21 protein-coding genes are annotated in these 18,160 nt (G+C 66.6%); 10 read left to right on the forward strand and 11 right to left on the reverse strand.

Features of this window, described 5'->3' with window-relative positions; translation table 11 throughout:
* Nucleotides 1-118: 118 nt before the first annotated feature.
* The gene (locus tag NV1_RS39775; protein ID WP_169813538.1) at nt 119-1,189 is read right to left on the reverse strand and encodes a PucR family transcriptional regulator; all 1,071 of its coding nucleotides are present in this window, start codon (nt 1,187-1,189) and stop codon (nt 119-121) included.
* 829 nt (nt 1,190-2,018) lie between these two features.
* Nucleotides 2,019-2,336 carry a hypothetical protein gene (locus NV1_RS46215; protein WP_245714174.1) on the reverse strand — a complete coding sequence of 106 codons (318 nt, stop codon included), beginning with the start codon at nt 2,334-2,336 and terminating at the stop codon, nt 2,019-2,021.
* Between the two features lie 848 nt (nt 2,337-3,184).
* On the opposite strand from NV1_RS46215, the gene NV1_RS39790 reads away from it, so the two are divergent.
* Nucleotides 3,185-5,134, forward strand: coding sequence for an ABC transporter ATP-binding protein (locus NV1_RS39790; protein WP_084526606.1), 1,950 nt, complete (start codon nt 3,185-3,187; stop codon nt 5,132-5,134).
* A gap of 153 nt (nt 5,135-5,287) precedes the next feature.
* Here NV1_RS39790 and NV1_RS39795 read toward each other — a convergent pair whose 3' ends face one another.
* Nucleotides 5,288-5,833 carry a hypothetical protein gene (locus NV1_RS39795; protein WP_067904193.1) on the reverse strand — a complete coding sequence of 182 codons (546 nt, stop codon included), beginning with the start codon at nt 5,831-5,833 and terminating at the stop codon, nt 5,288-5,290.
* A 238-nt stretch (nt 5,834-6,071) separates the two neighbouring features.
* The gene (locus tag NV1_RS39800) at nt 6,072-6,407 is read right to left on the reverse strand and encodes a histone-like nucleoid-structuring protein Lsr2 (protein ID WP_067904196.1); all 336 of its coding nucleotides are present in this window, start codon (nt 6,405-6,407) and stop codon (nt 6,072-6,074) included.
* A gap of 216 nt (nt 6,408-6,623) precedes the next feature.
* On the opposite strand from NV1_RS39800, the gene NV1_RS39805 reads away from it, so the two are divergent.
* The 3 genes from NV1_RS39805 (at nt 6,624) to NV1_RS39815 (ending at nt 8,060) form a co-directional block, all read left to right on the forward strand.
* Nucleotides 6,624-6,863 (forward strand): hypothetical protein, encoded by a 240-nt coding sequence (locus NV1_RS39805; RefSeq protein ID WP_067904199.1) that lies wholly within the window; start codon nt 6,624-6,626, stop codon nt 6,861-6,863.
* Nucleotides 6,864-7,032: 169 nt separating this feature from the next.
* Nucleotides 7,033-7,551 carry a DMT family transporter gene (locus NV1_RS39810; protein ID WP_067904202.1) on the forward strand — a complete coding sequence of 173 codons (519 nt, stop codon included), beginning with the start codon at nt 7,033-7,035 and terminating at the stop codon, nt 7,549-7,551.
* Entirely contained in the window at nt 7,548-8,060 is a 513-nt protein-coding gene (locus tag NV1_RS39815; protein WP_067904205.1) for a DMT family transporter, read from the forward strand. The genes NV1_RS39810 and NV1_RS39815 overlap by 4 nt, the downstream gene beginning before the upstream one ends.
* Before the next feature lie 14 nt (nt 8,061-8,074).
* Here NV1_RS39815 and NV1_RS39820 read toward each other — a convergent pair whose 3' ends face one another.
* Nucleotides 8,075-9,118: a LacI family DNA-binding transcriptional regulator gene (locus tag NV1_RS39820; protein WP_245714173.1), complete on the reverse strand. Its 1,044-nt coding sequence runs from the start codon at nt 9,116-9,118 to the stop codon at nt 8,075-8,077.
* A gap of 155 nt (nt 9,119-9,273) precedes the next feature.
* Here NV1_RS39820 and NV1_RS39825 point away from each other — a divergent pair, with 155 nt between their 5' ends.
* From NV1_RS39825 to NV1_RS39840, 4 genes are read left to right on the forward strand one after another with little or no spacing between them, the layout of a single operon-like run.
* Nucleotides 9,274-10,605 carry an arylsulfotransferase family protein gene (locus tag NV1_RS39825; protein WP_067904208.1) on the forward strand — a complete coding sequence of 444 codons (1,332 nt, stop codon included), beginning with the start codon at nt 9,274-9,276 and terminating at the stop codon, nt 10,603-10,605.
* A gap of 22 nt (nt 10,606-10,627) precedes the next feature.
* Entirely contained in the window at nt 10,628-11,491 is an 864-nt protein-coding gene (locus tag NV1_RS39830; RefSeq protein ID WP_084526610.1) for an ABC transporter permease, read from the forward strand.
* Between the two features lies 1 nt (nt 11,492).
* Nucleotides 11,493-12,284 carry an ABC transporter ATP-binding protein gene (locus tag NV1_RS39835; protein WP_067904211.1) on the forward strand — a complete coding sequence of 264 codons (792 nt, stop codon included), beginning with the start codon at nt 11,493-11,495 and terminating at the stop codon, nt 12,282-12,284.
* 17 nt (nt 12,285-12,301) lie between these two features.
* A complete protein-coding gene (locus tag NV1_RS39840) occupies nt 12,302-13,267 on the forward strand; it encodes an ABC transporter substrate-binding protein (RefSeq protein ID WP_067904214.1) in 966 nt (321 codons plus the stop codon).
* 56 nt (nt 13,268-13,323) lie between these two features.
* Here the strand turns inward: NV1_RS39840 and NV1_RS39845 are convergent, their stop codons facing one another.
* Together NV1_RS39845 and NV1_RS39850 are read right to left on the reverse strand one after the other, a co-directional pair.
* Nucleotides 13,324-13,785 (reverse strand): VOC family protein, encoded by a 462-nt coding sequence (locus NV1_RS39845; RefSeq protein WP_067904217.1) that lies wholly within the window; start codon nt 13,783-13,785, stop codon nt 13,324-13,326.
* Nucleotides 13,782-14,357: a DinB family protein gene (locus NV1_RS39850; protein WP_067904221.1), complete on the reverse strand. Its 576-nt coding sequence runs from the start codon at nt 14,355-14,357 to the stop codon at nt 13,782-13,784. Before NV1_RS39850 ends, NV1_RS39845 begins: the two co-directional genes overlap by 4 nt.
* 61 nt (nt 14,358-14,418) lie before the next feature.
* Between NV1_RS39850 and NV1_RS39855 the strand changes: the two genes are divergently transcribed.
* The gene (locus NV1_RS39855; protein ID WP_067904223.1) at nt 14,419-15,390 is read left to right on the forward strand and encodes a helix-turn-helix transcriptional regulator; all 972 of its coding nucleotides are present in this window, start codon (nt 14,419-14,421) and stop codon (nt 15,388-15,390) included.
* A gap of 17 nt (nt 15,391-15,407) precedes the next feature.
* Here NV1_RS39855 and NV1_RS39860 read toward each other — a convergent pair whose 3' ends face one another.
* Nucleotides 15,408-16,730 (reverse strand): DUF1003 domain-containing protein, encoded by a 1,323-nt coding sequence (locus NV1_RS39860; RefSeq protein ID WP_157117710.1) that lies wholly within the window; start codon nt 16,728-16,730, stop codon nt 15,408-15,410.
* Nucleotides 16,731-16,874: 144 nt separating this feature from the next.
* Here NV1_RS39860 and NV1_RS46540 point away from each other — a divergent pair, with 144 nt between their 5' ends.
* Entirely contained in the window at nt 16,875-17,009 is a 135-nt protein-coding gene (locus NV1_RS46540) for a hypothetical protein (RefSeq protein ID WP_281181969.1), read from the forward strand.
* Nucleotides 17,010-17,238: 229 nt separating this feature from the next.
* Here the strand turns inward: NV1_RS46540 and NV1_RS39870 are convergent, their stop codons facing one another.
* The 3 genes from NV1_RS39870 to NV1_RS39875 all read right to left on the reverse strand — a co-directional run bounded on the left by NV1_RS39870 (nt 17,239) and on the right by NV1_RS39875 (nt 18,039).
* A complete protein-coding gene (locus NV1_RS39870) occupies nt 17,239-17,523 on the reverse strand; it encodes a hypothetical protein (RefSeq protein ID WP_067904231.1) in 285 nt (94 codons plus the stop codon).
* A 160-nt stretch (nt 17,524-17,683) separates the two neighbouring features.
* Nucleotides 17,684-17,809 (reverse strand): hypothetical protein, encoded by a 126-nt coding sequence (locus tag NV1_RS46545; protein ID WP_281181970.1) that lies wholly within the window; start codon nt 17,807-17,809, stop codon nt 17,684-17,686.
* Nucleotides 17,806-18,039 (reverse strand): hypothetical protein, encoded by a 234-nt coding sequence (locus tag NV1_RS39875; protein WP_067904234.1) that lies wholly within the window; start codon nt 18,037-18,039, stop codon nt 17,806-17,808. Before NV1_RS39875 ends, NV1_RS46545 begins: the two co-directional genes overlap by 4 nt.
* Between the last annotated feature and the right edge of the window lie 121 nt (nt 18,040-18,160).

The raw sequence follows: 18,160 nt of genomic DNA on the forward strand, positions 1-18,160 counted from the left end.
GGAGAACGCATCGTCACAACGGTCGAAAGAGTTCGCGTTCGCCCAGGTGTATGAGCACACCTTCGTCGTGCCATCGCGAAGGGTTGCCGTGGAACGGCGCAGGTCATTGCGAGGTTGTTCACTTGACGGCGGTGAGCAGTCCGGCTTGGCTGCGGGCGATCACCGCGGACCATAGTGTCCATTGGCCTGCGGGCAGGAGTGGGTCGAATCCGGTGAGTGTGGCGACTCGTTTGAGCCGGTAGTCGACGGTGTTGACGTGGATGTTGAGGCGATGGGCGATGGCTTGGCGGCTCAGGATGCCGGGCAGGTGCAGGCGCAGGGTCTGCATCAGGTGCGGCGCGTGTTCGATCGGGGCGAGTACCGCGGCGAGTTGGTCCCGGGCGGGGCCGGGGCGGGTCAGCTGATATTCCACCGCCAGGTCCGTGAGCCGGTGCATCTTGCCGATGCGGCCGAAAACCAGTGCCAGATCCAGCAATTCGTGCGACTGACGCACCGCGTCGGGGATCGCGACCGGTGCCGCGGAGGTGGTGGCCGCGGTGAGGCCGACTCCGGCCGCCGCGGACAGTCGGGTGAGCATTCGATCCAGGACGGTGTCGTCGACGGGGGAGGGGATCAGCAGGGTGCCGCCCTGATCGGACAATCGCGTCAAAGCTGTTCGGCCGGTTCGGCGTTCGAGCTCGAGGGTGACCCTGGTTCGCGCGGCGGGGCGCAGTGGGCCCCTCCTGCCGCGCACCGGAAACGCCACTGCCACCACCGCGTAGGAACGCGCGAGGGCGATGCCGCATTCGCGGGACAGGCCGGTGGGGTCCTGGCCGTCGAGCAGTGCGGATATCAGTCGTTGCCGGGGGGATTGCCGATCGCCGAATTCGGTCAGGTACGCGGTCGATATCGTCGCCAGGACCGAGGTGAGGATTGCCACGATCTCCTCGGGCAGGCCGGAGTCGATCGCGGCGCACGGGTCGAGGTGGTAGGTGTTCACGACGCGGTCGGTCAGGTGTTTGTGCACCGTTTCCAGCGGTATTCCCGCTTGCGCCCATTCAACCCCGGCGGCCTCGGCTTCGTGGGTGGTTGTGCGGAGGGAGCCGGCGACGATCGAGTTGATCAGGGCTCGGCAGGTTCGGGTCTCCACGAGGTCGTTTTCGGCGGGCAGGTCGGAATTCACGGGAAACGAGGAGAGTGCGAGAGACATCGAACCACCTGGTCTTTTGGACAAGCGATGAGGCGCGCGGGAACGGCGCCGATCATGAGCCGGGCGCACCGGACGCGGATGAGTATTTCCGGTCGCGATAATGCGGGATACTGGGGCCACGAACATAATCCTCACATCGGGGATGCGTGTGGCGGATCCGCCAATATCGGGAACTGCTGCAATGACGCCGAGGCCACCGCGCTCCGCCGATACGGATGCGTCGGCGTTATTCGCGACGGCGACGATTTCCGAGAACGAGGCGACACGTCAGACCGTTGTTTCATCGAGCTCGATCCCGGTGGCTGCACCTGTTTTGCCGACAAGCTGAACGGCCGGCCGTGCGAAAATAGATGACGGGAAGAAGGTGAGAGTCGGCGCAGCAATGTCCTGCCCGTTTTCTGTGATGCGCTATGTCTGCTCATCTCAGCCTCCGCTGCTCGTCGTCGAGTCCTGAACGGTGGAAGAGGTCGGAATGTCGAGCAGTGTCGAAAACGAACCATCATCCAGCCGATCGGATAGGCTGAGGCTAGCCGAACGGCAAGCCTGCGGCAAGACCTCCTTCGAGAGTGGTCCTCGCCGGATCGTCGAGGTGGGACAGGGTCGCGCAGCCTGCTCGACCCGCAACCTAGCCGATTGGCTAGCGTTGTGGCAGAATTGCTTCGCAACGCCTCTCGCGCAGAGATGCCGTGGATATGCCGACTGGCGGATTGGAGCGCAAGCGATGAAATCGACCGGTCCAGTAGGGTAATGACAATTGCGAATCGCCGTCTGGATCAATTCGGTGAAGCTGAGCGCCGCTCGGTGATTGGTGCCGGATTCTCGCTGGGGGTCAGCCGGGTAGCCGGAAGAGTCGCTGTGCCAGGTGCATCAGATGCGAGCGCAGGGTGGCGTTGTCGAAATTCGCGACCAGTGGGTGTGCGGCCGCACCGCCGATGGCCGCCATCAGCATCGAGGTCGGGACCTGCACGCTGCCGGCCGCATCACCGGTCTCGAGGACCGCGAACAAGCGATCCATGACCCGGTGGAACGGTTCGTAGTCGGCCAGGAACTCCGTGATGACCGGATCGGTCTGCAGCATCCCGACCAGGCCGCGCCGCTCGATCGTCAGATCGATCATGCGGCTCAACAGCAGCTCGCGGGCGGTCACATCGCATTGTTCGGCCTCGGCCTCGTCGACCGCGGCCTTCGAGCCAGGCCAGTTCGGTGGTGACCACGCCGAGCACGATCTCGAACTTCGTGCGGAACTGGAAATAGATCGCCGCCTTGGTGACCCCCACCGCGTCCGCGATCATCTGCAATGACGTTCCACTCACGCCGTGTTGATCGAACAGCTCCACCGCGGCGGCGATGGTGCGGGCCTGCGCCGGGGTGTACGCACCGCGAACTGCCGAATCGGTCAGCGCGCTGTCGACGGAACTCACAGGACGAGAATAGGTGATGTTTCATCGAGCCGGTAGCCGACCGGACGATTGTCCGTGGCAGCCGTTCCTTGTTGTGGGCGCACTGAGGTTTTCCGCCGCCGCCCCTGTTGCTTCCCCGGATATTCGTTCAGTGGATTGAGCATTCCCGGTGCGGGAGTTAGCGTCGCCCGGCGGCACGATAGGGATTTCAGTTCGGGTTGTTTTGCGTTCGGGCCTGGCATTCGTAGTGCGGAACGACGCTGACCGTTGCTGTCGTGAGGTGACCGGTGCCGGCTACCTTTTCTTGTCTTTCCTGGAGGTCGATCGATGTCTGTCAGCGGCGGTCGCCGGCTTGTGCGGGCGGTGGTGGTGCTCGTCGGAGCGCCGCCGGCCCCCAGCTCGAATAGACAATGGCGAAAGGGCATTTCGCGGGCACAGACAACGTTTGCCCCGCCGTGTCGCGGTCCGGGGAACTCGACAGGAGTACCGCGATGACCAAGGTCGCGCTGAGTACGATTCTGGGAATCGGTTCGCCCGACCCGACACCGAACTCGTCCACCGCCGGTGAGTCCGACGCACTGGCGAGCGAGGCCCGGTGAGCGGTCAGCATTCCAAGCGAGCCGCGATCGGCCTGAGCGGGCTGCTACGGCTGCTCCGTGGCCCGCAGCGTCCGCTGATACCGCCCGAGACGCGTTTGCGGGCACAGGAATTCGAACATCATGACCAGGAAACCGATACCGCGTCCCTGCGGGAGATGCTCGGCGCGCTGCCGGTCGTCGTGCGGACAGTGGCGCGGTTGAGTTGGCAGATTTCGCCGTGGCTCGCGGTCGGCGTGCTGGTTTCGGCGTTGCTGTCCGGTGTCGCTTCGGCGACCGGCCTGCTGGCCGCCAATCACGTACTGACGACGATATTCGCCGCGGGCCCCACGCCGGGCCGGGTGTTCGGGGCGCTCGGCCAGATCGCCCTGCTGACTTTTGTCGTCGCGGTGCGGGCAGGACTGGTATCCGCGGTCACCGCGGGAGGTGCACGGTTGGGGCCCGGAGTGCGGCGCACAGCCGAGTCCCGGCTGATCGCCGCCGCGGCCTATGTCGATCTCAGCGCGCTGGCCGACCCCGACTATCACGATGATCTGCGTCGTGCGTGTGACCGTAGCCTGCCGATGATGGAACAGGCTGTGACACAGTGTGTTTCGATGCTGACCGCAGCCATTACCTTGACTGCGGCGACCATGACTGTCGGACTGCTGCATCCGGTGCTTCCCGCCGCGGTCCTGTTATCGGCCCTCCCCGCGGCATGGTGCGCGGTGCGGTCCTCGCGACTGCGTCACCGCAGCCTGCACCAGATCGTCTCCTACGACCGGCGCGTGCGGATAGTCACCGACCTGCTGACCGACCGCGATGCCGCCGCGGAACTACGAGCCTTCGGCGCGCAGCCCGATCTGATCAGCGAGCACGACACCATCTCCAGGATCCGCGAATCAGTCGATAGCTATGTCGGCCTCGCACAGGAGTACCACGCCGCGGTGGGCCGTACCGCGACCGGTGTTGCCACAGTGGGCGTCTACGCGTTGCTGGGGGTGCTGTTGTACACCGGCGCAATACCTTTGGCCGTCGCGGCGACCGCGCTGGTAGCTCTGCAGTCGGCACACACCGCGGTGACCCAACTGGCGCAGAGCACCACCCGGCTCCATGAACAGGGTCTGTTCATCCTGGACTACCACCGCGTGCTGGCCACCTGCTATCACCGCACCCGACCCCGCACGGGTACGGCAGCGCCGCTGTCACCGCGCGTCATCCAACTCGAGCGAGTGAGCTTCCGCTATCCAGGATCGCGCACCCTGGCTGTGCATGACGTGACCGCGACCATCAGAGCGGGGCAAGTGATCGCGCTGGTGGGGGAGAACGGGTCGGGCAAGACCACGCTGGCCAAACTCCTGGCCGGTCTCTACATCCCGGACGAGGGTGAAATTCGTTGGGATGGAACAACTCTCACGGAATTCACTCCGGAATCGGTAGCCGCGCGCACCGCAGTGATCATGCAAACCCCGACCCGATGGCCCCTCACCGCCCGAGCCGCCGCCACCCTGGGCGCCCATTTCACCGCCGTGGACGACCAACTACTCACCCATGCCGCCCGCGCGAGCGGCGCCGACCAGGTCATCGACCGCCTTCCGGACGGCTGGGACACGTTGCTGAGCAAGCAGTTCGCCTCCGGCTGTGACCTATCGGGCGGTCAGTGGCAACGCCTCGCCGCGGCCCGCGCGCTGTACCGCGACGCGGCAATCCTGATAGCGGACGAACCGACCGCCAGCCTGGACGCCCGAGCCGAAGCCCGACTTCACGACACCCTGCACCGACTCGCCCTCGGCCGCACCGTCATCCTGATCACGCACCGCCTCACCACCGTCCGCATGGCCGACATCATCCTCGTCATGCACGAAGGAGAACTGATCGAAACAGGCACCCACGACGAACTCGTATCCGCCGGTGGCCAGTACGCACAGATGTACCGCATCCAAGCGGAGCTGTACGCACCGGCGGGGTAGAAGAGCCGGTTGGGCTTTCGGTCTCGGGCGCCCGCAGGCACCGGACACCCGCTGGCTGCCGGTGCTCGTTGGTGCGGACGCACCATCCGACCCGACCCGTTTCGAGTCGATCCGTTGGCTTCGCCTGGATTCGCCGGGCGAAGCCAACGCGCGTCACAGTGCGCCTGGTCGTCCCGGCGCGCTGGGTGAGGTAGTCATTGATTTCTCCTCCTGCAGGAGAATGCGGGCGAGTTCGTGATGGAGCAACCGGGTGACATCTCCGATCGACTGCTCGCCGCTGGACAATCCCGCCGTGTGTTGGACGTAGCGGACGGCCTTGGCGGAGAAGGGCGCAGATGCGCCGGCGTCGGTCTTCTTGACCGCGACGAACAGTTCGAACGGCAGTGGTGGTGCTTGGAACAGGATCCGCGCTGCACTGCGCCAGGTGATCGGGGAGTTCTCGGCGGCGTCGGGAAGCATTTCGTCCGGCAATTGCTCGATCGCCGCGGCCAGGACATCGATGATCGCGTCGATGCGGTGTTCCGCGCTGATCCAGGTACCCGGCCGTAATTTCTTCACGATGCGTGTCAGGATCTCGATAGCGACCGGCTCCTGCCCATCGCGACGGTTAACAGCTAGTGAAATGCTGTGCTCGCGGAGGTTTTCGAGTTCAGCCATCAAAATGGATTGATCCTGGTCGATCGCGGAAAGCGCTGACATGCGACCAAGTATTCCATGCGCCACGATTAATCGGCTACGTGAACGTTAATTCTCCGATACCGAATAGTCGCTTTCCGGAACTGCGCTGGAATCGGTCACCCGGCAGGTGTCGATGTGCCCGAGGAACCCGGTCGACGACACCGCTCAGCGGCACAACGCGACCGGGTCGATACCCGTTCCGAAGGGACACCCGAATCGAAATCCTATCGCGCGTGTGGCGCGATCCCCGGTGCGGGGGCTACCCGGCCTTGTGATAGGCCTCGAGGACGCTGGCCTGGATTCGCCCGCGGCCGGACACGTCGTAGCCGTTCTTGCGGGCCCACTCCCGAACCGCTCTGGTCTGTTCCCTGTCCACCGCCGTCCGGCTGTTGACCTTGCTCGTGGTTTTGGAAACCCGGCCAACTTTGCGGGCAGGCTGCGCCCATTGCTCGAACACCGTCCGCAAACTGCCCGCGTTCTTCATCGACAGGTCGATCTCGTACTCGACACCATCGATACCGAACACGACTGTTTCCGCCGCCTTCGACTTGCCGTCATAGTCGTCGATCAATTCGACCGTGACTTTCTTCGCCATACGAGCGCGCTCCTTATCTTCATCACAATGCCGCAGCGGCAAGCGTAGAACGCCGGCGGACAATGCACGCGGCCGGGACGTTATTCAGGGCAACAGCACGCACGCACCACAGGTAGGTGTAAACCCCCGGCTCCCAGGAGGGATACAGGCGGTCGCGAAGTTTCCGGGGTATAGAGGGGTGCTGTTCGGCTCTCGGATGCTCGGCACCGATACGTGATGTCCCCGCCGGACCGGCTCACGATCTTCGCGCCTGTGACCCTGGCCGCGACCGACCAGGTTCGGCGGGAATCAGCTACCGGATCGACGATCGTGGCGGTCTTGAACGAGCGCGGGCTGATCCCTTCGATCTTTCGTTGCTTCGACTGCGGTCGGCCCGGCCTTGTCTGGTCGTCGGACGTCACGTACCTGACCTGCGGCAAGGGAATTCAGGCAAACCAGACCGGCCGGTTGGTGTGAATAGGATGTGGGCCAGGGATTTACATGTATCGCTGTTGATAGTGCCGTTAGTTGACGGTACATTAAACGAGTCACAATCCGGCGAGCGACGCTCGGATGCGTCACGGGGTCGGCCTCGGCGGGTTGTGGCACTCGTCCATGACTGCTCTAGTCCGAAGGTCGTCTGCTCGTGGCCGTTCTCACCCTTGGATTCGTCTTCCTGTTCATCCTGGTCGCCGGCGGACTGCGGTCCGTCGAGGTCGGCTGCCAGAACACTCAGAAGTTGTATGTGCGCGATATCTGGCTGTGCGCGGTGATCTCCTATGCCGTTGCGCTGACCGGATTCTCGATCTTCCTGCTGATCTCCGTGCTGGTGTCGAAAACGTCCTGGCCCACCATGGCGGACCTACGACATCTACCCTGGTGGGCGCCGTTCGGGGGACTCGTCGGCGGGGTGGCGGTGGTCGGCATGATCACCGTGGCGCGATATGTCGGCGTGGCCACTTTCAACGCGGTGGTGATCGTGAGCGAGATGCTCGTCGCACTGGTCATGGACGATATGGGCCTGATGGGATTCGCGGTGCGGCACGCGACCCCGCCGCGTCTGGTGGCCGCCGGGTTGATCTGCGCGGCCGTCTATCTCATGGCCAAGGACTCCGCGCCGACGGATTCGGCCGCCACCCCCGTGATGGAAAGGGTTTCCCGATGACCGCCACCGTCCCAGCCCCCGTCCGCCCCGCGCTGCCGCGCTCGATGATGGCGCTGGTCTTCCTGTTCATGCTGATCGGCGGCGCATTGCGCTCGGTCGAGGCGGGCTGCCAGAACTCGATGAAGCTGGCCTTGAAGAACGTCTGGCTGTGCGGGGTGATCTCCTACGCGGTGGCGCTCACCGGCGTCGCCCTGATACTCGCGGTGTCACTGCTGTTCTCCGCGCGCGCGACGCGGCGCTGGCCGACGCGGGCGGATCTGGCGGCCATGCCCAAGTGGGCGCCGTTCGGCGGGCTGACCGGCGGCGCGGCCATCTTCGCGATGATCACCGTCGCCTCCAGCGTCGGGGTCAGCACGTTCAACGCGGTGATCATCGCCGGGCAGATGTTCCTGGCCACGGCGATGGATCACTTCGGGGTGATGGGCTTCCCGCGTCGGCGGATCAATCCGCAGCGGGTGGCCGCGTGCGCGATGATCATCGCTGGGTCGTATCTCATGGCCAAGTACTGAACCGGGCTGACGATTCACGATCGACCGGTATCGGGCCCCGCACATCCGCAGCTCTCGCCGATGGCCAGATGGATCTCGATCGGCGGGAGCGGGCGGTCGGCGGTCCGCGCGCCGGTGTCCAGGACCCGGGACAGGGCGGCGCGGGCGATGGTGGCGATGGGCTGTTGGACGGCGGTGAGGGTGAGCTGAGTATACGTGTTCGCGGGGTCGGCATCGTAGCCGACCAGTGAAATGTCCTGCGGGATGCGCAGACCCGCGTCGGTCACCGCCCGGACGGTCGCCGCGGCCTGGCCGTAGGTGCCCACGACCACGGCGTCGGGTGGCGGTCCGGCGGTGAGGTGGCGGCTCACCGCGCGATAGGCGCCCGACGGGGTGAGGTCGGTGGGGAGGTGGCGCGCCGCGCTCTCGCCGACGACCGAGACGTATCCGGCATACCGCTGTGCGACGGTCTCGCGATCGCCGTGCGCGGCGTCCGCGGCGGTGAAACCGCCCACGAAGGCGATCTTTTCGCGATGATGAGCCTGTACCAGATGCGCGGTGGCCAGTCTGCCCGCGTCGATGTGATCGGCCCCGACGACCCGTGACTCCACATGGTCGCGGTTGTTGTGCACCCACACGATCGGTATGCGCGCCTGGCGGCACAACTCGGCGGTGGCGGCGCCGTTCGCGCCGCCGACCACGATGAGCCCGTCGATACCGGAATCCGCGAAGGCTTGGGCGAATTCGATCTCCCGTTCCGGGTCGTATCCGGTGTTGCCGATGAGCATGAGGTGGTCGCGCTCGCGGGCCTGGACCTCGATCTGGCCGACCATCGTGCCGAACAACGGCAGGCGCACGTCCGGCACCAGCAACCCCAGATGCCGCCAGCGGCGGACGCGGCGCAGGGCCCGTGCGGCGTGGTCGGGGCGGTAGTCCAGCTCGTCCAGCGCGCGAAGGACCTTGGCGCGCAATCGGTCCGACACCGGGCGCGGTCCGTCGTTGAGTACATAGCTGACCACCGCCGTGGAGGTGCCCGCCCGCTGGGCCACATCGGCGAGGGTCGCGCGTTTGACAGTCACTTCCGCTCCAATGTCCTCGCCCGCATCGCATCGGGCCACGCTTGAAATCGTTCTGATTCTTACAGTCTCAGCACGAAGAACGTGCTGCGCAAATCGATTAGATTCGTAACATTCGCGATCCGAACGTTTAACAACCGCCTGATGGAGTGAACTGCATGGCCTTCGTACGACTTACCGGCGTCACGTATCACGATCCCGAATCGGCTCATGACAGTTATCTCTTGTTCACCGGGGCGGACTCGGTCACGCGCCTGATCGATACGAACGGCGTGGTCCGGCACGAGTGGCCGTTCGCGGGCGTGCCGCCGCGCATCATCGATCCCGCGCTGGCGGACGGTCGGCTCGGCGACGTCGGACTGCGCCTGTCGTTCAGCGGCGATCCGCGTGGCGGCATCTACGCCAATGGCACTGTGGGACAGCTGACCTGGTCCGGCGAACGCGTCTGGGAATGGGGCGCCCAGGCCCCCGGCGGGGCGGCGCGGCAGAACCACGACTGGGAGCTGCTGCCCAACGGGAACCGGCTGCTGCTGGTGACCATCCCGCGCGTGGTGCCCGAACTGGGGCCGCATCCGGTCGGTGATCAGGGGCTCTACGAGGTCGATCCGGCCGGTGCGATCGTCTGGGAGTGGCGCGCTGGCGACCACTTGGCCGAATTGGGCTTCTCCGAGGAGGGGTGGAGTGCGTTGCGCGAGACCGTCGCTCGCGATCCCGACGATCCCTGGGGCTATCTGGAGATCAACAGCGCCAAGACGCTCGGTCCCAATCGCTGGCACCGCGCGGACCCCGATGGTGTGTTCCACCCGGACAACATCCTGATCAGCTCGCGCAAGGCGAATATCGTCGCGCTGATCGACAAGACGACCGAATCCATTGTGTGGCAGGCGGGCCCGTACTTCGACGCGGTTCCGGGCGCGCAGCATCAGCGGATCAACGCGCACAAGGTGCCGCGGGCGCTCGACCAGATCTCCGGACAGCACAATCCGCACCTCATCGCCGACGGGCTGCCGGGTGCGGGCAATATCCTCGTCTTCGACAATCAGGGCGGCGCCGGGTATCCGCCTGCGCCACTGGGCATCTACGCCGGATCGCGGGTGCTCGAGATCGATCCGGTGACGCGGCAGATCGTCTGGCAGTACACCGCCGAGGACTCCGGACTGCCCTCGTGGACGTTCTTCAGCTCTTTCGTCGGCAACGCCCAGCGCCTGCCCAACGGCAACACCCTCGTCACCGAGGGGATGCAGGGCCGGATCTTCCAGGTGACCCCCGAAGGGCGCGTGGTGTGGGAGTACGTCTCGCCCTACGAGGGGCTGGGCGTGGGCGGCGAACCTGAGGTCGGTGAACCGCGGGCGCCGGGTGTGGACCGCCTCACCTCGACACCGATGGTCTACCGCGCCCAGGCCGTGCCCTTCGAATGGGTGCCGCTCGGCGGGCCCGAGACCGCACCCGCCGCTGTCGATCTGCGCACCACCGCGCGTTCCGGCGCATAGCACCGAAAAGAGTTCAGGTCAGATGACATCGAGTCTGCAGACGACATCAGGGCGTATGGACCCGGCGACGGCGAATCTCCCGCCGGACCGGGTACGTGTGTGGCGAAGGCTGCCGGGCGTAGCGGGCCGACGCTGGCGGGTGGTCGGCGGAACGGCCGCCGGGATCGCCCTGGCCGCGCTGCTGTGGTCCGTGGTGGCTGCCACGGGAGCCTTTCCGCGCCAATTGTTTCCGACCGTGCCGCAGATCATCCGGGCGGGTCACGCGCTGTGGCGCGACGGGCTGCTCGTCCCGGATCTGGGGGCAAGCCTGCGCCGGGCGGTGCTCGGACTGGCGGTCGGGGGTGTCGTCGGGATCGGGGCGGCGATCCTCACCGCGAATACCGGTGCGGGCCGCCGGCTGCTGCAACCGGTGTTGCGGCTGCTGTCGCCGGTGCCGACCATCGGGCTGGTGCCACTGGCGATCCTGTGGTTCGGGCTCGGTGAGAACAGCAAGGTGCTCGTCATCGCGCTCGGTGTGTTCGTACCGGTCTGGATGAACAGCCACTCCGGCTTCGCCGGAACTCCGCCGGACTATCTGCAGGCCGCGCGGTGCCTGGGCGCGGGACGTCGGCAGATGCTCACCCGCATCGTCATCCCCGAGGCGGTTCCCGATGTGGTCGCGGGGGTGAGGGTCGGCGCGGCAATGGCTTTCGTGCTGATCGTCGTCGCCGAGATGACCGGAACCACCGCCGGTATCGGCTACCGGATCTATCAGGCGCAACTCTATTCGCAGGCGGACCGGCTGATCTTCTGCCTGATCGTGCTCGGAATCCTCGGCGCGGCATGTGATCTGGCGATCGTCGCGATCACCGCACCCGTGTTGCGCTGGGCCGAGGAGGTGCGCTGAGATGGCGATCGCGACACGGGATCTGGCGGTGCACTTCCCGGGAAATCCGCACCCCACCCTGCGGGGTATCGATCTGGCCGTGCCCGATGGGGCGTTCAGCGTCCTGGTCGGTGCGTCGGGGAGCGGGAAATCGACGCTGCTGCACTGCCTCGCCGGGCTCATCGCGCCCACCGCGGGCACGGTCACCGAGGACGGGGAACCGGTGCGCGCCCCCGATCCGCGCCGGGGCGTCGCCTTTCAGCGGGACGTGTTGTTCCCCTGGATGAGTGTCGCGGGCAATATCGAATTCGCCCTACGCGCAAGGAGAGTCGCCGCCAAACAACGACGCGCCCGGATCGAGGAACTGCTCGATCTGGTCGGGCTGCCCGCCGAGATCGCCGGGAAGCGGCCGAATCAGCTCTCCGGCGGCATGCGTCAGCGAGTGGGCCTGGCGCGGATGCTGGCCGGTGAACCCGACATCATGCTGATGGACGAACCGTTCGCCGCGCTCGATGCCCTGACCCGGCTCAATATGCAGGATCTGCTCATCGATCTGTGGACCCGGCTGCGGCGCACGATCGTGTTCGTCACCCACGACGTGGACGAGGCGATCCGGTTGTCCGACACGATCAGTGTGCTGCACGGCGGGCGGATCGCGAACCGGATCACCAATCCGCTCGACCGCCCCCGGCCCGCGGACACCCTGGCCGACCAACCCGGATACAGCGAACTGCGCCGGACGCTGCACCACGAACTCGGGATCGAGCGCGACCCCGAGGGTGGTTCTCGCACAACAACGTCGACCTCACTCTGAATTACGAAGGCAAGAATATGACATCGCGTACACTCCGGCCGATCACCGTGGTCGCCGCTCTCCTGGCCCTGCTCGGAACACTGGTCGCGTGCTCCGGCTCCGGTGAGTCCGATCCCAAGACGCTCACGGTCGGCTTCGTCGTGGATCCCTCGTGGGCGCAGATACCCGTCGCGGAGCACAGCGGATACTTCACCGAGCGCGGGGTGAAGGTGAAGGTGGTCGATTTCGCCACCGGCGTCGAGGCGCTGCAGGCGCTCGCCGCGCACCAGGTCGACATCGCCACCGCCGCCGATGTGCCCGCGGCGGCGGCACTCACCCGCACACCGTCCCTGCGCATCGTCGGGGACGGATCGCGGTGGCAGGGTTCTCGGATCGTTGCCCGCCGCAGCGCCGGAATCACCTCGCTGAACGACCTGTCCGGGAAATCGATCGGCACGCCGCTGGGTACCAGCGCGGCCTACTTCGCCTCGAACGCGCTGTCGCACGCGAATATCGAGGCGAAGCTCGTGCAGGTCGCGCCACCGGCGGCGGTCACCGCCGCGACGCAGCGCAACGTCGACGCGATCGCCATCTTCCAGCCCTACCAGGCTCAGGTCGAACAGGCTCTCGGTGGCGACGCGGTGGAACTCGCCGGCGGCACCTACGATCAGCACAGCCTCTACCTGGCCACCGACACGGCCGTCGCCGGCAAGTCCGACGCGCTGTCGGCCTTCTTCGCCGCCCTGAACGACGCGAGTGCCCAGCTCGCCACTCGCGCCGCACCGGCGATCTCGGCCGTCGCCACCGCCACCCAACTGCCCGCCGACCTGGTCGGCCGCATCCTGCCGGAATTCGACTACACCATCCAGCTCCCCGCCGATCTCACCGGAGTGCTTGTCGCTCAGGCGAATTGGGCCAAGGCGCAGGGATCGGTCGATCGCTCGGTGAACCTTCCCGACTACGCGGCCTTCGTTGACCGCGATTTCCTGCCGCACGCCGGATAACAAGGGCGGCAATGCGTTCGAGCCTGGCGTATGACAGTTTTCGGCCGACCGAAGGGTCAGTCGAGGCAGAACTCGTTGCCCTCCGGGTCGGCCATGACGATGTGACCCGCGGCCATCGGGGGAGCGGGTTCGTGGCGTTGCAGGCGGGTGGCGCCCAGTGCGACCAGACGGTCGCATTCGGCTTCGAGAGCTGCCATGCGGTCCGGGCCCGCTGCACCGGGCGCGGCGCGCAGGTCGAGGTGCAGGCGGTTCTTGGCAATCTTGTCCTCGGGCACCTGCTGGAAGAACACCCGCGGGCCGCGGCCGCCGGGATCCTCGATGGCGGATCTGGTGTTGCGCTGATCCTCGGGAACACCCAGACCGGCGAGGAATTCGTCCCAGGCGACCAGCGGGTCGGCTCCGGCAGGGAGAGGGACCCCGGGCGGGCCCGGATGGATATAGCCCAGCGCCTCGCGCCAGAACGTGGACAGTGCGCGCGGGTCGTGCGCGTCGACGGTGATCTGGATCTCGCGGCTCATCGACTCGAACCGTTCGTGTGCAGGTAGAGGTCGCGCAGCAGGCAGACCTCGGCCATGTGGTGGATCAGTTCCCGGTGGATGTGCAGTACCAGAGCGGCCATCGGTGCGTCCGGGAAGGGCTCCTTCTCGCCGACCGGGACTCGCAAGCCGTCCTCGCCGAGGCCACGCAGTCCGGTGAACCAGATATCGAGTTGGGTATCGAGTTGTTCGAGCGCGGTGGTCGCGTCACCGGCGTACTCCCAGGTGTTGTAATCGGTTGCGGGCGAGCCGAAATGCGCCGCGTTGCGCATGGCCAGCACGCCGACGATGACATGGCCCAGCCGCCAGGCGATCGTGGTGAACGGCACGGGGTCCGGTTCCGGATAGGCGAAGTCGATGGTGAAATCTCCCGAGCCGCCCTGGATGGCCGCGGACGACGCGCCGCGCGGATGAACATTCCAGGCATCGGGAACCGGCGACCAGAAGTACTCCGCATCGGTCAGCCCGGCCAGGCGCGGTCGCACCTGGTGTTCCCAGTGGTACTCGCACTGCTCGCGCAGCATACGGTTCCAGTCGAGTTGGTCTGTGGTCATGCGCACACCATGACACGCCCTGCGGACAGCTACGGTCCGCAGGTTCTGGCAGTCTGGAGATATGGACGAGGACGACGGGCGAAGTACCACCGAACGGGTGCTGACCCTGCTCGGGCTGTTGCAGCAACGCCAGATCTGGACCGGGCCGGAACTGGCCGACCGGCTCGGGGTCACTTCCCGCACGGTGCGGCGCGATATCGAAAGGCTGCGCGCACTGGGCTACACCGTGCAGTCCGATCACGGTATCGGCGGCGGCTATCGGCTGGGCCCCGGTCCGGACCTGCCGCCGTTGCTGCTGGACGACGAGGAGGCCATCGCCACCGCGGTCGCGCTGCTCGTCGGTGCGGGCGGCGCGATCACCGGCGACGGCGACGCCGGACTGCGGGCGCTGACCAAACTCGACCGGGTACTGCCCACCCGCCTGCGGCACGAGGTCGCCGCGCTGGCCGGTGCGGTGGAATCCTTCGGCGGGGGCCGCACACCGGTGGATCCGCGGATGTTGATGACCTTGGCCCGCGCGTGCCGGGACCAGGTGGAGGCCGGGTTCGACTACCCGTCCTCGACCCCGCCGCGACGGCGGCGGGTCGAGCCCTACCGCCTGGTCGCCTCCGACCGGCGCTGGTATCTGCTCGCCTACGACCTGGACCGGGACGACTGGCGCAGCTTCCGGGTGGACCGGATGACCGAAGTTGCCGCGCGGACGTGGCGGTTCCGGCCGCGCGAGATGCCCGCGGCGGCGTCGTACGTGCAGGAGGGTGTCGTGGTGCGGGCATATCCGCATCGGGCCCGGGTACACGTACGGGCACCGGCCGAAACGGTGCGCGCGCAGGTTCCCGCCCAGGCCGCCGTCGTACACCCGCGAGCGGACGGGACCTGCGAAATCCTCAGTGGCGCGGAAGATCTGGACCTCGTCCTGGTCCACGTCCTGCTGCTCGGGCACGAGTTCACCGTGCTGGACCCGCCCGAACTCGTACAGCGCTGTCGGACCCTCGCGGACCGGCTGACGGCTGCCGGTGTGCGGGCGAAGGCCTGAAGCCCGCGCCGCGCAGCTCAACTCGGGGCGGGCCCACCACGCAGCACCTGAAAACCGGCCTGCTCCACCACTATCGGAATACGCCGGGCGGCCCGCAGATGCTGAAGCTGCGCGGCATCGGGCAATTCGTCCCAGGGCAGCGGCAGCGCGTCGTCCCGATCGTGTCGTTCGGACAGATTCGTGAAGCGCGCGGCGATCCGGTCCTGCATCCAGTGGCCGTATTCGAGTTCGGCCAGTCTGCGCACCTCGGCGTCGTCGAAGTGCGCCGCCAACTCGTTATCGAAAACAGGCACCATGAAGCAGCCGATCGCGGCGAGATTCTCCCCGATGCGGCGGGCCTGCAACCGGCTCGCCGCGCGCTTGCGATCGGGTAGCTCCGACCATGAGCGCAACACATCGGCCTCGGCCGGGACCCGCCCGGTGGTCATGGCCGCGTGTACCCGCGCCTGATGCGCCACGCGCTCGCTCGTCTCGTGCATCGCCCGCGCCAACTGCTCGGTGACCTGACCGGTGACGTATCCGGTGAGGCTGTGGATCACCCGATCCTGCGCGATGAACCGCTGCTTCATCCGGCGGCATTCGTGCAACACCGCCTGGGCATCGAGAAAGGTCTGCTCGGAACGACGATCCCCGGTGCGGCCCAGCACATCCTGGCCGACCATGATCACGATCATGAACACCAGCTGAGCCAGCGAGGACAGAAATGTCATGAACAGGAACGGATATCGATCGAACCGCTGAAGTCCGGTCTGTGCCAGCACGATCCACGCGACCTGCGTTCCGGCCGCCAGATAGAACGCCCAGACGCTGCCCAGCCGCGTGGTCAGCCAGGCCGCGATCCGATCGTTGCGGGTGACGGCCTGATCGGCCGCCTGCGGTGGATCCTGCACCCGATGCTGTTCGATCCACGGGTGCGGACTCGACTCGAGCAGGCTCAACCCGCGGCTCAACTCCCGGTCCTGTCGGTCCAGATGTGCCTGCAGATCCGCGACCTGCCGGAACACCATCTCGGTGTTCTCATAGGTCTGCACCGAGCGCCGGTCGGCCGCGGCGCTGAGCACCCGCTGGCCGACCAGGATGACCAGGCACAGCACCAATTGCACGACATTGTTCAGGAACAGCAGGAACTGGAACGGATATGGATCGGCCCGATGCAAGGGAGGCCACCACGTCGCCAGTCCCGCGTAGACGGCGAACGCCGCCAGCACCAGGTACAGTGCCGGCATCGAACCCACCGACCGGGTCACCGCGGCCGCCACCGCATCGTTCACGCCGATCCGCTCGTCGGCCATCAGCACCGGGGATCGCTGTCGGTCGGACGCTGGGTTGCCGCTGTTCAATCGTTCAGTCTCCTCGGATGCGGTACCGGATCGGCTATGCCACAACGGTATATCGTCGCAATGGGAGCGATCCGAACCGCTCGAGACCAGGTGTCATCCGATCCGTGCACTCGGTCGGTCGCGCCGCCGGTACCCGCCTGGCCGATGCCGGGCCGCGTGGACCCGGACACGAAAACACGTGCGCACCAACGCCTCATTGTCGGCGACCAGGACGTGATCGGCTGCGGCGAGTCCGGCATCGCCGCCCTCATCGATCGGAAACTCGCGGTCACCGCGTAGCGGCCCGCGGTCCCGGCTCGAATCGGCCGCCGAGCAGCGGCACGCGCTCACGCATGCCGGGTGATCCCGAGACTCGAACCGCTGGAATCGGTTCGAGTCTCGTTCGGTCCGGATCGCCGCCGACGGCGGAGATTGTTGCTGTTCCCGGACGCCTCCCGCGAGGGGCGCGCCGACGATTCGGAGTGATGCCGCCGACCGGGCCGCGGAGACTGCGGCCGGGCGGTATCGCCTACCCGATGACGGCGTTCATGATCGTGCCCGCGCTGGTAGCGACCAGTCCGCCGATCATGGCGCCCGCCACCATCTTCGGTGACTGCGAGCCGCCGCCGGTCCACTTCTCCCAGGCGAAATGGCCTCCGGCATAGACGATTGCGAGGATCCCGGACATGATGACGAACCAGGTGAAGTACCGCACGAGCTTCATCAGTTTGTCCGCCGCGGGCGGGGTCTCGGGAGTAGGGTTGCCGACCTGCGCGAGGATGGTGTCGTGCAGGTGAAGGGCCACGAGAATCATGACGAGGCTCTTTTCGCAATCGTGGAGCGTGCCCGATATCTGTCGTGAGAATCTTAGTGGCAGAGGCTGATTGAACGCCAGCCGATCGAACACTGTTGCCCCGCAACGCTGGTAGTGGCAGTGCAAGGGCCGGACCGGGGTGCGGTTCGGCAGGGAATGTTCAGTGCCGCACCGCCACACCGAGATCTATCATCCGTGCGGACTCCTCGCACAGCCGTTCCGCGGCCGCCGGATCGAGGGCGTAGGGGGCGATGCCGTTCATGAACTCGGCCGTGATCGGATTCATGGCGGGCCGCCGGGTGAGCGCCAGCGCCTCGGCGCAATCGGCGAAGTACCGGCCGCTGACCCGTCCAGCAGTGGCGACACCGCCAGCAGGATCGAGGTCGCCGCGCCCTGCTCGACGGTCTTGCGCAGACCGTCCTCCAGCGTGACACCGGCGGGCCTGCCCAGATGCCGGGAAAGGTTGGTCGGGACCGAACCGGGTGCGACCGCGTTGACCACGATGCCGTCCCGCACCCAACGCGGGGACTGTCGGGATAACGGCTCTGGCGCACTTTCGGTGGTTAGGACAGAAGGATGCGGTGACGTAGCAGCTGGAATCCGGCGTGGTCCTGGTCGAGGCCGCGCAGGAACGGGT

Source organism: Nocardia vaccinii NBRC 15922 (assembly GCF_001613305.1).
GTDB classification, from domain to species: Bacteria; Actinomycetota; Actinomycetes; order Mycobacteriales; family Mycobacteriaceae; genus Nocardia; species Nocardia vaccinii.

Bases quoted from the DNA above. Each gene is read 5' to 3' on its own strand.
- NV1_RS39805 (WP_067904199.1), top strand. From the start codon at position 6,624: ATGTCCCCGCCGGACCGGCTCACGATCTTCGCGCCTGTGACCCTGGCC.
- NV1_RS39795 (WP_067904193.1), bottom strand. From the start codon at position 5,833: ATGTCAGCGCTTTCCGCGATCGACCAGGATCAATCCATTTTGATGGCT.
- NV1_RS39825 (WP_067904208.1), top strand. From the start codon at position 9,274: ATGGCCTTCGTACGACTTACCGGCGTCACGTATCACGATCCCGAATCG.
- NV1_RS39855 (WP_067904223.1), top strand. From the start codon at position 14,419: ATGGACGAGGACGACGGGCGAAGTACCACCGAACGGGTGCTGACCCTG.
- NV1_RS39800 (WP_067904196.1), bottom strand. From the start codon at position 6,407: ATGGCGAAGAAAGTCACGGTCGAATTGATCGACGACTATGACGGCAAG.
- NV1_RS46545 (WP_281181970.1), bottom strand. From the start codon at position 17,809: ATGAATCCGATCACGGCCGAGTTCATGAACGGCATCGCCCCCTACGCC.
- NV1_RS39870 (WP_067904231.1), bottom strand. From the start codon at position 17,523: ATGATTCTCGTGGCCCTTCACCTGCACGACACCATCCTCGCGCAGGTC.
- NV1_RS39840 (WP_067904214.1), top strand. From the start codon at position 12,302: ATGACATCGCGTACACTCCGGCCGATCACCGTGGTCGCCGCTCTCCTG.
- NV1_RS39850 (WP_067904221.1), bottom strand. From the start codon at position 14,357: ATGACCACAGACCAACTCGACTGGAACCGTATGCTGCGCGAGCAGTGC.
- NV1_RS39815 (WP_067904205.1), top strand. From the start codon at position 7,548: ATGACCGCCACCGTCCCAGCCCCCGTCCGCCCCGCGCTGCCGCGCTCG.
- NV1_RS39775 (WP_169813538.1), bottom strand. From the start codon at position 1,189: ATGTCTCTCGCACTCTCCTCGTTTCCCGTGAATTCCGACCTGCCCGCC.
- NV1_RS46540 (WP_281181969.1), top strand. From the start codon at position 16,875: ATGCCGGGCCGCGTGGACCCGGACACGAAAACACGTGCGCACCAACGC.
- NV1_RS39835 (WP_067904211.1), top strand. From the start codon at position 11,493: ATGGCGATCGCGACACGGGATCTGGCGGTGCACTTCCCGGGAAATCCG.
- NV1_RS39830 (WP_084526610.1), top strand. From the start codon at position 10,628: ATGACATCGAGTCTGCAGACGACATCAGGGCGTATGGACCCGGCGACG.
- NV1_RS39845 (WP_067904217.1), bottom strand. From the start codon at position 13,785: ATGAGCCGCGAGATCCAGATCACCGTCGACGCGCACGACCCGCGCGCA.